Source organism: Hymenobacter sp. UYCo722, assembly GCF_040547115.1.
GTDB lineage: Bacteria > Bacteroidota > Bacteroidia > Cytophagales > Hymenobacteraceae > Hymenobacter.
In genome coordinates this window covers 1,034,122-1,046,522 of the sequence record NZ_JBEPPC010000001.1, presented here as the reverse complement: position 1 = coordinate 1,046,522, position 12,401 = coordinate 1,034,122, and the positions used below count along the sequence as shown (strand labels likewise).

Annotated in this window: 12 protein-coding genes; 6 read left to right on the top strand and 6 right to left on the bottom strand. The window is 57.9% G+C overall.

Annotated elements, in window-relative coordinates:
• Nucleotide 1: 1 nt before the first annotated feature.
• Nucleotides 2-679, bottom strand: a complete 678-nt coding sequence (locus tag ABIB44_RS04645) for a YiiX family permuted papain-like enzyme (RefSeq protein WP_354583451.1) — start codon at nt 677-679, stop codon at nt 2-4.
• 49 nt (nt 680-728) lie between these two features.
• Between ABIB44_RS04645 and ABIB44_RS04640 the strand changes: the two genes are divergently transcribed.
• Nucleotides 729-1,484 carry a hypothetical protein gene (locus ABIB44_RS04640; protein ID WP_354583450.1) on the top strand — a complete coding sequence of 252 codons (756 nt, stop codon included), beginning with the start codon at nt 729-731 and terminating at the stop codon, nt 1,482-1,484.
• Nucleotides 1,485-1,512: 28 nt separating this feature from the next.
• On the opposite strand, the gene fabG is transcribed toward ABIB44_RS04640, so the two are convergent.
• A complete protein-coding gene (fabG, locus tag ABIB44_RS04635; protein ID WP_354583449.1) occupies nt 1,513-2,262 on the bottom strand; it encodes a 3-oxoacyl-[acyl-carrier-protein] reductase in 750 nt (249 codons plus the stop codon).
• Nucleotides 2,263-2,396: 134 nt separating this feature from the next.
• On the opposite strand from fabG, the gene ABIB44_RS04630 reads away from it, so the two are divergent.
• Nucleotides 2,397-3,629: an NAD(P)/FAD-dependent oxidoreductase gene (locus ABIB44_RS04630; protein WP_354583448.1), complete on the top strand. Its 1,233-nt coding sequence runs from the start codon at nt 2,397-2,399 to the stop codon at nt 3,627-3,629.
• Between the two features lie 140 nt (nt 3,630-3,769).
• Here ABIB44_RS04630 and ABIB44_RS04625 read toward each other — a convergent pair whose 3' ends face one another.
• Nucleotides 3,770-4,684 carry a tetratricopeptide repeat protein gene (locus ABIB44_RS04625; RefSeq protein WP_354583447.1) on the bottom strand — a complete coding sequence of 305 codons (915 nt, stop codon included), beginning with the start codon at nt 4,682-4,684 and terminating at the stop codon, nt 3,770-3,772.
• A gap of 210 nt (nt 4,685-4,894) precedes the next feature.
• Between ABIB44_RS04625 and lpdA the strand changes: the two genes are divergently transcribed.
• Nucleotides 4,895-6,289 (top strand): dihydrolipoyl dehydrogenase, encoded by a 1,395-nt coding sequence (lpdA, locus tag ABIB44_RS04620; RefSeq protein WP_354583446.1) that lies wholly within the window; start codon nt 4,895-4,897, stop codon nt 6,287-6,289.
• A gap of 164 nt (nt 6,290-6,453) precedes the next feature.
• Here the strand turns inward: lpdA and ABIB44_RS04615 are convergent, their stop codons facing one another.
• Nucleotides 6,454-7,326: a hypothetical protein gene (locus ABIB44_RS04615; protein WP_354583445.1), complete on the bottom strand. Its 873-nt coding sequence runs from the start codon at nt 7,324-7,326 to the stop codon at nt 6,454-6,456.
• A gap of 43 nt (nt 7,327-7,369) precedes the next feature.
• Here ABIB44_RS04615 and ABIB44_RS04610 point away from each other — a divergent pair, with 43 nt between their 5' ends.
• Nucleotides 7,370-7,507 carry a hypothetical protein gene (locus ABIB44_RS04610; RefSeq protein WP_354583444.1) on the top strand — a complete coding sequence of 46 codons (138 nt, stop codon included), beginning with the start codon at nt 7,370-7,372 and terminating at the stop codon, nt 7,505-7,507.
• 19 nt (nt 7,508-7,526) lie between these two features.
• On the opposite strand, the gene ABIB44_RS04605 is transcribed toward ABIB44_RS04610, so the two are convergent.
• Nucleotides 7,527-7,997, bottom strand: a complete 471-nt coding sequence (locus ABIB44_RS04605; protein WP_354583443.1) for a hypothetical protein — start codon at nt 7,995-7,997, stop codon at nt 7,527-7,529.
• On the bottom strand, nt 7,937-8,860 hold the full coding sequence (locus ABIB44_RS04600; RefSeq protein WP_354583442.1) for a DMT family transporter: 924 nt from the start codon (nt 8,858-8,860) through the stop codon (nt 7,937-7,939). Before ABIB44_RS04600 ends, ABIB44_RS04605 begins: the two co-directional genes overlap by 61 nt.
• Before the next feature lie 118 nt (nt 8,861-8,978).
• Between ABIB44_RS04600 and ABIB44_RS04595 the strand changes: the two genes are divergently transcribed.
• Together ABIB44_RS04595 and sppA are read left to right on the top strand one after the other, a co-directional pair.
• Nucleotides 8,979-10,304, top strand: a complete 1,326-nt coding sequence (locus ABIB44_RS04595; protein WP_354583441.1) for a replication-associated recombination protein A — start codon at nt 8,979-8,981, stop codon at nt 10,302-10,304.
• A gap of 238 nt (nt 10,305-10,542) precedes the next feature.
• Complete coding sequence (gene sppA / locus ABIB44_RS04590) at nt 10,543-12,312, top strand: signal peptide peptidase SppA (protein WP_354583440.1); 1,770 nt, start codon at nt 10,543-10,545, stop codon at nt 12,310-12,312.
• Nucleotides 12,313-12,401 lie beyond the last annotated feature (89 nt).

The following is a 12,401-nucleotide window of genomic DNA, read 5'->3' as shown; positions in this document are numbered from 1 at the left end:
GCTAACGGTTGAGTACGGCAACCAGTTCGGGACTATCGAAGATGCTGACCGGCGAAATCACGGTTTCATTCAGCGGCAAATGGTTGCTGTAGCGCTCGCGCAGCTTAGCCCGCACGGCGGCATTGCTCAGGTCGAAATCGCGCAGGTGCTGGAGTTGCCCCAGCCGCCGGCAGAGCCCGCGCTCGTACACCTTCCAGATGAGCTCGGAGCAGTAAATCCGGTCATCACTCCAGCCGAAATACAGGTCGTAGTTGTGCCCCAGCATGGGCTGTCCGGCCGCTTTTAGCCGGGCCAGCGCGGTGGGCGTGAGCACTGTGGCCGCATCGCGCAGCCGCTTGGTCACGAAGTGGCCGCCCTGGCCCCGCGCCACCCAATCGGCCAGCGGCGTCAGCTTCACCGGCTGCACAGCTTCAAATACCTGCCAATTAGCGCCTTTTCTATAAACGATGCCGCAGTGGCTCCAGGCCGAGTGCGTGGCCAACTGAATGGCCCGGCTTTGGGCCGATTGCGAGGTGTGGAAAATCAAGTCGCCGTCGCGGAGCTGGGGCGCGATTTGGGCGGTGACTGCGGTGGCAGCTCGGTGGCTTTGGAAGCGGAGCAGGTGGTGGTGCAGGCGCGGGTAGGCGACGAGGGCGAGGCCAGTCAGGGGCAGGAAGGAGATAAGGAGCCAGCGCTTCATTCTGAGTTATAGCTGTATGTTTCGAGTCAGAAAGCAATTGATTACAGACATGACACAAATACTCAGCTCGCCAAATGCTCCTGATTCAGAAATACACGACTCAATTGGGCAATTGTATAAGGTATTCACAAAATATCCATCTAATCCCAAGATGGATGGTAGCCCGTATTTCCAGGAAGAAATTACTCAATGGAACCGACTGGTAGCTGCTAAGCCCCTGCGAGAGCTTTCCGTTGATGACCTTCAAGTTTACTATTTCAAAGCCATGACAACTTGGGGGGAGGTCAATGATTTTAAACATTTTTTACCTCGCATATTTGAGCTGTTAGCTGAGTTGCCAGTTGATTTTGACGAATGGGTAACTTTGAGTAAGCTCAATTATGGTCATTATCAGGATTGGCCAGATAATGAAAAGAGTGCCGTAAATCGTTTTTTGTTAGTGCTCTGGCAGAAACTATTAGTTGAGGAATCAGATATTGTAGATGCTTATTTTGAAGGATATTTCCCTGCTATAGCTAACGTTTATCCCGATTTCGGTCAAATGCTGGACTGCTGGCTAATAGCCGATAATCCACAGAATAGTCGCCGTTTAGCTGAATTTATTTGCCGCAACGAAAAAAAGATATTAAAAAAACAGTTATTGCCCGGCTATGAGGATATGCCTTATCAAGGCCAGTTATTCTTTCAGTGGTTGAGAAGCCCCGTGGTTCTAAACAAATTAAAACAGACCGTGCCATCGGCATCATATCCTTACCTGGCTATGGAGTTATTGCCAGTGATACAGCAGCTGCAACAGCCGCTATAAAACGGCACGGTCTGTTTTCAAATACAACTTACGTCAGCATCCCGCCATCCACTTGCAGCACTTGGCCGGTGATGTAGGCGGAGTCATCCGACGCCAGAAACGCCGTCGCCTTCGCCACATCCTCGGGCCGGCCGCCTCTTTTCAAGGGAATTGCCTTGCGCCACTCGTCCACCTGCTTGGGGTCGAGGGCATCGGTCATTTCGGTTTCGATGAAGCCGGGGGCCACCGCGTTGCAGCGGATGTTGCGCGAGCCCAGCTCCAGGGCCACCGATTTGGTGAAGCCGATGATGCCGGCCTTGCTGGCGGCGTAGTTGGCCTGCCCGGCGTTGCCCTTAATGCCCACCACGCTGGTCATGTTGATGATGGAGCCGGCCTTAGCGCGCATCATGGGCTTGGTGGCGGCTTTGGTGAGATTAAATACCGACTTGAGGTTTACGTTCATCACGTTGTCCCACTGCTGCTCGCTCATGCGCATCAGCAGGCCATCCTGGGTGATGCCGGCGTTGTTGACGAGGATGTCGAGCTTGCCAAAATCGGCCACCACGTCCTCAATCAGCTTTTCGGCCTGCTTGTAGTCGGAGGCGTCGGAGCGGTAGCCTTTTACCTTGGTGCCAGCAGCCGAAAGCTCGGTTTCGAGGGCCTGGCCTTTTTCAACTGACGATAAATACGTGAAGGCGACATCGGCGCCGAGCTGGGCAAAGTGCGCCGCGATGGCGCGGCCAATTCCTTTGGAAGCACCCGTGATGAGGGCCACTTTTCCGGTGAGTGTGTTGGTCATGGGGCGAAGGTAAGTGTTGTGAGCTGTTAGCTTATAGCCGTTAGCTGTTAGCTTTGATAACTGTTTGGCGCGGCTGAAAGGCCGATTTTGAAGAAAGCTAACAGCTAACAGCTTGTAGCTAATAGCTTACAAAAATGGACATCTGTATTCTGGGCGCGGGCCCCGGCGGGGCCGCCGCCGCCCTGCACCTCGCCAACGCCGGCCAGCCCTGCCTGCTGCTCGACCGCGCCGCGTTTCCGCGCGACAAAATCTGCGGCGACGCCCTCAGCGGCAAGGTCATCAACGAGTTGAAGCGCATCGAGCCTGGCCTGCACGCCAAGCTAGCCGCCTCGCCCCTCCAGATTCCGAGCTGGGGCATCGATTTTATCGCGCCCAACGGCCGCAAGCTCGCTATCCCCTTCAAGCCCACGTTCGACAAAGCCACCGATGCCACCGCCGGCCACGTCGCTAAGCGCATCGATTTCGATAATTTCCTGGTCGAAGAAGTGCGGCAGCGGCCGGAAATCGACTTCCGCGAAAACGTGGACGTGGCCCGCACCGAGCGCACCCCCACCGGCTGGCAGCTCTTAGACAAAGCCGGCCACGAAATCGCCACCTGCCGCCTGCTACTGGTCGCCAACGGCGCGCAGTCCGAATTTGCCCGCAAAGTGGCCGGCCACGCCCTCGAGCCCAACCACCACTGCGCCGGCCTGCGTACCTACTACGACGGCGTGAGCGGGATGAGTCCCGATAATTTCATCGAGTTGCACTTCATCAAGGACTTTCTGCCGGGCTACCTCTGGGTGTTCCCGCTGCCCAACGGCCAGGCCAACGTGGGCGTGGGCATGCTTTCAAAAACGGTGGCTGACAAAAAAATAAATCTGCGCCAGCGCCTCGATGAGATTCTGGCCACCCACCCCACGCTGGCCCCGCGCTTCGCCGGGGCTACGCGGCTGGGCCCGGTAAAGGGCTTTGGCCTGCCGCTGGGCTCGAAGCGGCGGGCGCTGTCGGGCGCGAATTACTTCCTGCTCGGCGATGCCGGCTCGCTCATCGACCCATTTTCGGGCGAGGGCATTTCGCACGCCATGGTGAGCGGCCGCCACGCCGCCATCTGGGCCGTCGAGGCGTTAAAAAAAGCCGATTTCAGCCCCGAATTCCTGAAAAACTACGACAAGGCCGTGTACAACCGCCTCGGCCAGGAGCTGCGCCTGAGCCGCGTGATGCAGCGGCTGCTCAACTTTCCCAGCCTGTTCAATATCATCGCCAACCGCGCCGTGAACAACCCTACGCTGGCCGAAACCTTGTCCATGATGTTTATGGATTTGGACCTGCGCGAGCGGCTGCGCAAGCCGAGTTTCTACTTCAACTTGTTTTTTGGCGGGAAATAGGGGCGGAAACCTCAACAAAAAAACCGTCATGCTGAACGCAGTGAAGCATCTCTACCGCACCAGTAATTATTTACTTTCGCGGTAGAGATGCTTCACTGCGTTCAGCATGACGGTCTCTTGCTCTAAACTCGTCAGCCAGCCTACTTCTTCGCCGGCATGGGGCGCGGGGTGCGCGGGGCCGGGGCGGGCTTGATAGCCGCGCGGCCGTCGGCGTTGCCCACGTAGCGGCGCAGGCTTTTGGCGGCTTCGGGGTTCAGCTTAGCTGCTTTTTCGAGGTCGCGGCGGGCTTCCGACATTTTATCGAACGACGAATAGCTGATGCCGCGGTATTCCCACGCATCGGCGTAGGTCGAATCGAGCTGGATGGCGCGGGTGAAGTCGGCCACGGCGGGCTTGTATTGGTACATCTGCATCCGGGCCACACCCCGGCCGAAGAACGACTCCTTATCATCGGGCCGGTATTTGATGGCGGTGGCAAAGTCCGTGGAAGCAGCTTTGTACTGCTTCATCATCAGGCGGTTCACGCCCCGGTTGTAATAAGCGTCGGGGTTGTTGCGCTGGTACTTGATGGCTGAGGTGTAGTCGGGCAGCGCGGCGGCGTACTCTTTCAGGTAGCTTTTGGCTTTAGCGCGCTGCAACAGGGCGGTGGCATTCCGGGGGCGGCCCTTCAGGGTGGCATCGGCATCGGCCAGCATCTGGCGGTAGTCGGCGGTGCTCAGCTTCTTCTCGCGTTCTCGCTCGGCCGAAGCAGCGGTAGCCGACAGCGCGTTCGGGTCGGGGCGGTCGGCGGCCAGCGCGGCGGCCGAAGCGGCATCGGAAGCTACGGCGGTGGCGGGCGTGGCGGCAATGCCGCTGGCCGCGCCCGTGGTGCGGGCGTCGAGGGCCGTATTGGCCGCGCCGGTCGAGTCGGGCCGGCGTGCCTGCGTCACGGCCGGCATACTTATCGATTGGCTGGTGTTCGACGGCTTTTCCTTTTCCTTGACCGTAGTGGCGCAGTTGCTGAGAAAAGCCAGCAGCCCGAGGGCCGCCAGGGGCGAGCGGAAACGTGATTTCATGGAGTGCAGGAGGAGTTGTGCCCGGCCGGGAGCCCCGGCGGCGGGGTTTATACGGAAGCGAATCAACAATAGCTGCGCCAATGTGCCGCCAGTAAGTCGGCGCCGGACGCGGGCTTGATAGCGCGCGGTACGGAGGCGGAGTTATCTTTGCGCCAGAATGAAAAGAGCCGGCCGCCGGTTCCTTTTTTTACCATTTCCTTTTGAAGATTTATGGCATTGCAATTTGATTTGGTCGTGGTCGGCAGTGGCCCCGGCGGGTATGTGGCCGCTATCCGGGCTTCGCAACTAGGCCTGAAAGTGGGCGTAATCGAGCGCGAGTCGCTGGGCGGCATCTGCCTCAACTGGGGCTGCATCCCCACCAAAGCGCTGCTGAAATCGGCGCAGGTATTCGAATACCTCAACCACGCCGCCGACTACGGCCTCAAGGCCGAGGGCATCGGCTACGATTTTGGGGCCGTGATTTCGCGCAGCCGGGGCGTGGCCGATGGCATGAGCAAGGGCATCAACTTCCTGTTCAAGAAGAACAAGATTGAAACCATCATCGGTACCGGCAAGCTGCTGGCCCCCGGCAAAGTGGAAGTGACCAAGGCCGACGGCAGCACCGAAACCGTGGAGGCCAAATCCATCATCCTGGCTACCGGCACCCGCTCGCGCGAACTGCCCACGATGCCGGTTGACAACGTGAAAATCATCGGCTACCGCAAGGCCATGACCATGGAGCAGCTGCCCAAGCGCCTCGTGGTGGTGGGCTCGGGGGCCATCGGCGTCGAATTTGCTTATTTCTATCGCACCATGGGCTCGGAGGTGACGCTGGTGGAGTTCCTGCCCCGCATTGTGCCGGTAGAGGATGAGGAAATTTCGCGGCAGATGGAAAAGTCGTTCCGCAAAATCGGCGTGAACGTGCTTACCAGCGCCGAAGTAACCAAGGTGGATACCAGCGGCGAAGGCTGCCATGTGACCATCAAAACCGCCAAGGGCGAGCAGGTAATCGAGTGCGACGTGGTGCTGAGCGCCGTGGGCGTAACCACCAACCTCGAAAACATCGGCCTCGAAGAGCTGGGCATCAACGCAGAGCGCGGCCGCCTAGTAGTCGACGACTTTTACCAGACCAACGTGCCCGGCATCTACGCCATCGGCGACATCGTGCCCGGCCCCGCGCTGGCCCACGTGGCCTCGGCCGAAGGCATCATCTGCGTCGAGAAAATTGCCGGCCATCACCCCGAGCCGCTCAACTACCAGAACATCCCCGGCTGCACCTACGCCTCGCCCGAAATCGCCAGCGTGGGCTACACCGAAGCCGAAGCCAAAGCCAAAGGCTACGACGTGCTGGTGGGCAAATTCCCCTTCTCAGCCTCGGGTAAAGCCAGCGCTGCCGGCGTAAAAGACGGCTTCGTAAAAGTCATCTTCGACAAGAAATACGGCGAGTGGCTCGGTGCTCACATGATTGGCGCGAACGTGACCGAGATGATTGCCGAGGTAGTGGTGGCCCGCAAGCTCGAAACCACCGGCCACGAAATCATCAAGGCCGTGCACCCGCACCCCACCATGTCGGAAGCCATTATGGAAGCCGCCGCGGCGGCATATGGCGAGGTGATTCACTTGTAGCTTTCAGACGCTTTATAGACCAAGAGGCCCGGCTGATTCAGCCGGGCCTCTTTCGTTTGTAGGTAACATGATGTTACGTACGCCGTGTTTCTGCTATTTAAGAAGCCAGCTTCGTACAGTAACTGGAATGGCTTTTTGAAGCGCAAAGTAGTGAGTGCGTAGCGTCATTTTACAAGCGCATAAAAAGGCTGTTCCCGGATAAAACATTGCGCCTCCCGTTGCGAAAGAGAATCGGACTTATAATGAGGAGACGTGCAGAAATCGACGCCCACCCTGGCTCCAAACACGGACACTATCCAGTCACAATCCCCACTGTCCAATTGTGCATAGCACACCGTTCTTCCGCTGGTATTCAGCGCCTTTTGGGTGGCGTCGCGGCCATAGTATCGCACACATAGCTCAATGAAGCGCAAATGAATTTTAGTATGGTCCGTCTCTGCATTTGCCAGAAAAGGCGCGAGCAACTGAATGGCTTCGGGTAACCTGCCGAGCCTTTCATAAGCGTAAGACACCAGCGTCGTCACATTTACATTGCTTTCGTAATACTCATTCATATCGGAAAATCCGCCATTTTCGAAACCACCTTTTCGATGTGTCCAATCATCTTGATAGAAGCTTACGACAGCTTGGTAGTGTTTTGTCGCTAGGGGGGAGTTTCCGGATTTTTCAGCCTGTATGGCCTGCTTAATTAGGTTTGTCAAGTAATTCGGTGTCATCACTGGATAACTTGAACGCATATAAGTGAAAATGCCGGTTTCAACGACTGTCGTATCCAGCCTGTTATTAACCACAAATACAGTGTCGTTGTGTCTAATCACCGTATCCGCAAAATAGTAGAGCTTTTCTTCGAGGTCGCAATCAGGACATTCCGGAAACCGGGAATCTGATAGTTGTGGCCGAGAGTTCGTTCTTTCTGGTTGAGAGCAAGAACATACCGCAATTCCGAGAAGCAATAGCAACAGTGAGCAATTCATGAAGTGAGTGAAACGCAGTTGGTAAGGAATTCTAACCAATTGCTTAGAAAAACCAGTTGTCAAGTATTACTTGGCAACTCGAACTTGGGGAGAATTTATGCAGTTTTTGCATAAAACTACCCGCCGGCTGGCTGATAATGTCCTAGTGACCCTCACGCTGCCCATCGCCGAAAGCAAGCCGGAAGACAAGTCTACTATGGTAAAGCTGATGGCGAACCTGATTAATCCGAAAAAATACCCCTGAGCCGTAATCAATGGTTAGTTCATGAACTTCTAATCTGGAAGCAAGAGATACACAGCGTAACACCATTTTTGCCTAGGCGTTGCATCTGTTGAGGTGGATATTCAAGATTACATTGCCCGTGATATTCGTAATTCAACCAAAATTGAATATCATTTCTCAATACTCCCAATTGAGCAAGTTCGTCGTACTTGCCTTCTAAAATGTCTAAAAAGACGTTGATAAAATCGAAGTACTCATCATTGGAACCTGTGACAACCTGGTATGTCCAGATACCATCAGCGGGGTTGCTGAATTGTGCCGGCATTTTTCCGAGCAAGGTTGATATGGCAGCGTAAGTTTCTGGATTAGCATCATAGTCGATGGAGAGGTTGTGGAATTTGCTCTCTTGATTCTCCGAGGTGTCAGTATGCATTATATAATCAAATCTGGTTAATCCTGCACCGATTCCAGCGGCACTGCCGCCGCCTTCCGCTTCCAGCTCACCAGCCACACGCCCAGGAAGATGAGCGCCGCTTGCCCGGCCTTGCCCCAGGTGAGGTGGTCTTTGCCCAGGGCCACGGCGATGAGTACGGCCAGCACCGGCTGCGGGTAGATGTACACACCCAGCAGGGCGGGGGAGGCGTATTTCAGGGCCCAGTTGTTCAGCAAATAGGCTAGGATGGTGAGGAAGACCACCATGTAGCCGATTTCGAGCCAGATGAGGAGCGGGAAATGGGCGTAATCGGCCTGCACGGCATCGCGCCAGCCGAAGGGTACCGCGATGAACGCGCCCACTAAAAACACCCGCGCCAGCACCGTGAAGGCGTGGTATTTGCGCATGAGCGGGGCCGACAGCACCAGGTAAATGCCAAATACCGTGGCATTGGCCAGAATGAACAGGTTGCCCAGCGTGGCATTGGGGTACGCCGCCGCCTGGCTATTGCGGCCCAGAATGAGCAGGCCCGCGCCCACCATGCCCACGGCAATGCCCAGCACGCGCGGCAGCGTAATCTTCTCGCTCAGCAGCAGGGCCGAGGCAATTACTACCACGATGGGCGCGATGGTTTGCAGCAGCGACGCGCTGATGGGCGACGTTAGGTTCAGGCCCGAAAAAAACAGCAGCTGGTTCACCCCAATGCCCAGCACGCCGCACGTAAGGGCGCGCAGGTTGTCGGCCCGGCCGATGATTTTATCCTGCGGGGCCACGAAGTATTTGATGACGGCAAAGAACAGCGCCGCCCCCACAATGCGCAGCGTAACGATGCCGAACGGCCCCATGTACTTCGGCATCACATCCTTGGAGAGCGAATAGTTGGCCGCGTAGATGAGGGCAACGAAAAAGAGGGCCGCGTGCACGCGGAGGGAATTGCGCATAAAGGTGGCGTAAGCTTCAGCTTGCGCTGTTGGCTGGTAGTCGAAAGCGTCGGCCTTTAACCCGAACTTTGCGGTGCTTGTTGCCGCCTTTCAACGGCAAGCTAAAGCTTCCCGCCCGATGAACCTCTTCCCCGACGACGAACCTGCCGCCTTCAGCCCGCCGCCCGGCCCCGGGCCCGATGCCCCCCTGGCCGAGCGCCAGCGCCCCCGCCGCCTGGCCGACTACGCCGGCCAGCAGCACCTGGTGGGTGATACCGGCGTGCTGCGCCGCTACCTCAACGCCGGCCGCCTGCCCAGCCTGATATTGTGGGGGCCGCCCGGCGTGGGCAAAACCACCCTGGCCCACCTGCTGGCCGCGGAGTTGAAGCATCCCTTTTCGGCCCTCAGCGCCATCAATGCGGGCGTGAAAGACGTGCGCGACGTAATTGAAAAGGCCAAGCGGCAGCGCGGCACGGTGCTCTTTATTGATGAAATCCACCGTTTCAGCAAGGCGCAGCAGGATGCGCTGCTGGGCGCGGTGGAGCACGGCACCGTGACGCTGATTGGCGCGACCACGGAGAATCCCTCGTTCGAAGTCATCCCGGCGCTACTCTCGCGCTGCCAGGTGTATGTGCTCGAAGCACTGGGGGCCGACACGTTGCACGGGCTGGTGCAGAAAGCCCTGACCGAAGATGCGGCGCTCCAGCAAAAAAAAGTCGTTCTGAAAGAAGACCACGCCTTGCTGGCCCTGAGTGGGGGCGACGCCCGCAAGCTGCTCAACTTGCTCGAAATTGTGGTGCAAAGCACGCCGCCCGATAAAAAGGGCGTCATTCAGATTACCGATGCGGTGGTGCAGGAGATAGCCCAGCGGCCCCTGGCCCGCTACGACAAGGGCGGCGAGATGCACTACGACGTGATTTCGGCCTTTATCAAAAGCATTCGCGGCTCCGACCCCAACGCCGCGCTCTACTACCTAGCCGTGATGCTGGAAGGCGGCGAGGACGTGAAGTTCATTGCCCGCCGCATGCTCATTCTGGCTTCCGAAGACATCGGCAACGCCAACCCCAACGCCCTGATGCTGGCCACCAGCTGCTTCCAGGCCTGCACCGTCATCGGCCTGCCCGAGTCAGATTTGATTCTGGCCCAAACGGTTATCTACCTGGCCACTTCGGTGAAGAGCAACGCCGCCTACCTGGCCATCCGGGCGGCGCAGGCCGAGGTGAAGGCCAACGGCGTGTACCCCGTGCCGGTACCGCTGCGCAACGCCCCCACGCGCCTGCTGAAGCAGCTCGGCTACGGCCAGGAATACGCCTACTCGCACAACGGCGAGGGCAACTTCGAAGCGCAGGAGTTTCTGCCCGACGCGCTGAGCGGCAAACGCTTCTACGAGCCCGGCCACAACGCCAGCGAGGTAAAAATACAGGAGCGGCTGCGCGGTTGGTGGGGCGAGAAGTATGGGTATTAGGCACCGCTTCTGGCTGATAAATGAACGGCATGCCGAGCGCAGCCGAAGCATCTCTACTGGGTAAGTAATTCTGCCGATTGATTTTACTCTCGCAGTAGAGATGCTTCGACAAGCTCAACATGACGGGATACCTGTAATGCCGCCGCTTTTGCAACGATGAACTCATTACCTGCTCGCCCCAATCCCATTGATTCGGCCCCCGGGCCTACATTTACTCTCTCAACCTTTCAACTGCATCATGCGTCAATTCTTCAAATTCGTGCTGGCTACCCTCGTGGGGCTGGTTGCGTTTAGTTTTATCGGTTTCTTGATTCTTGCCGGCATTATCGGTGCGGCTGCCAGCAGCGACGGCAAGAAAGAAGTAGCCGCCAACTCCGTGCTGGAGCTCAAGCTGAATGAGCCCCTGACGGAGCGCGGCCGCGGCCGGGAATTCGGCCCCTTTGGCGGCAATAGCTCGACCGGCCTCATTGAAATCAAAGAAGCCATTGGCCGCGCCAAAACCGACGGCGACATCAAAGGCATTTTGCTGAACCTGGAGCTGGTGCAGGGCGGCATGGCTTCGCTGGAGGAGGTGCGCGACGCACTGCTCGACTTCAAGAAATCGGGCAAATTCGTGGTGGCCTACCACGAGGTGAGTTCCGAGAAGAGCTTCTACCTGTCGTCCATCGCCGATGAGATTTACCTGCATCCGCAGGGTACCCTGGAATTCAACGGCCTGAGCTCGGAGGTGATGTTCTACAAGCGGCTGTTCGAGAAGGCCGGCATCGAGCCCTACATCTTCCGCGTGGGCTCCTTCAAGAGCGCCGTGGAGCCGTTTTTTCGCGAGAATTTCTCCGACTCGGCCCGCTACCAGACCGTGTCGTTCCTCAACTCCATCAACGGGCATATGATTGGCCAGGTGGCCAAGTCGCGCGGCATCGCCCCGGCCCGCCTGAAGGTGATTTCCGACTCGATGCTGGTGCACAACGCCCCCGATGCCCTGCGCCTGAAGATGGTGACCAAGCTCGGCTACTTCGACGAGGTGCAGGACTATATGCGCGGCAAGCTGGGCCTGGCCAAGGACAAAAAGCCCAACCTGGTGAGCCTCGACGACTACAGCAGCGGCGATAAAGCCGACGAAAAAGAAGGCACTACCAGCGGCAACCGCATTGCCGTCATCTACGCCGAGGGCGACATCGTAACCGGCAAGGGCTCCGACGACAACATCGGCAGCACCAAGTTCGCCGAGGCCATCCGCAAGGCCCGGCTTGATGATAAGGTGAAGGCCGTAGTGCTGCGCATCAACTCGCCCGGCGGCTCGTCGCTGGCTTCGGATATCATCTACCGCGAAGTGTCGCTGACCAAGAAGGTGAAGCCGATTATTGCCAGCATGAGCGACGTGGCGGCTTCGGGCGGCTACTACATTGCCATGGCCTGCGACACCATCGTGGCGCATCCAAATACCATTACGGGCTCCATCGGCGTGTTTGGGGTGCTGCCCAACATTCAGCCACTGTTGGCCGACAAGCTCGGCATCACCGTCGACCGCGTGACGACCGGCAAGTTTTCCGACCTACCCACCATCACCCGCCCGCTGACGGATTTTGAGAAAAAGGTGTTGCAGGGCGAGGTGAATAACATTTACGCCGACTTCACCAGCAAAGCCGCCCTGGGCCGCCACATGCCCGTCGAGCGCCTGCGCCGCCTGGCCTCGGGCCGTGTCTGGAGCGGCCTCGAAGCCAAAAGCAACGGCTTGGTCGACGTGCTCGGCGACTACCAGGATGCGCTGAACATTGCCGCCGCCCGCGCCCACCTCAAGGCCGACGATTACCGCGTGCAGCGCCTGCCCCGCCAGCGCTCGACTTTTGAAGCCCTGATGGCCCGCTTTGGCGGCGATGACGTTGAAGTGAAAACCCGCGCCATCAAGGCCGAGCTGGGGCCGCTGTACCCGGCTTATGCGCAGTACCAGCAACTGCTGCAACTGCGCGGCGTGCAGGCCAAGCTGCCGTATTCGCTCGAAATCAAGTAACTCTCATCAATAGGAAACTATCATCCTGAGCGGAGCGAAGGAGCTTGTCACGTTTGAACTCATTGTTCAGGCGTGTCAAGGTCCTTTGC

What these genes read in the sequence shown, in the direction of transcription:
- ABIB44_RS04640 (WP_354583450.1), top strand. Translation starts at nt 729, where the DNA reads ATGACACAAATACTCAGCTCGCCAAATGCTCCTGATTCAGAAATACAC.
- fabG (WP_354583449.1), bottom strand. Translation starts at nt 2,262, where the DNA reads ATGACCAACACACTCACCGGAAAAGTGGCCCTCATCACGGGTGCTTCC.
- ABIB44_RS04630 (WP_354583448.1), top strand. Translation starts at nt 2,397, where the DNA reads ATGGACATCTGTATTCTGGGCGCGGGCCCCGGCGGGGCCGCCGCCGCC.
- ABIB44_RS04595 (WP_354583441.1), top strand. Translation starts at nt 8,979, where the DNA reads ATGAACCTCTTCCCCGACGACGAACCTGCCGCCTTCAGCCCGCCGCCC.
- sppA (WP_354583440.1), top strand. Translation starts at nt 10,543, where the DNA reads ATGCGTCAATTCTTCAAATTCGTGCTGGCTACCCTCGTGGGGCTGGTT.
- ABIB44_RS04625 (WP_354583447.1), bottom strand. Translation starts at nt 4,684, where the DNA reads ATGAAATCACGTTTCCGCTCGCCCCTGGCGGCCCTCGGGCTGCTGGCT.
- ABIB44_RS04600 (WP_354583442.1), bottom strand. Translation starts at nt 8,860, where the DNA reads ATGCGCAATTCCCTCCGCGTGCACGCGGCCCTCTTTTTCGTTGCCCTC.
- ABIB44_RS04645 (WP_354583451.1), bottom strand. Translation starts at nt 679, where the DNA reads ATGAAGCGCTGGCTCCTTATCTCCTTCCTGCCCCTGACTGGCCTCGCC.
- lpdA (WP_354583446.1), top strand. Translation starts at nt 4,895, where the DNA reads ATGGCATTGCAATTTGATTTGGTCGTGGTCGGCAGTGGCCCCGGCGGG.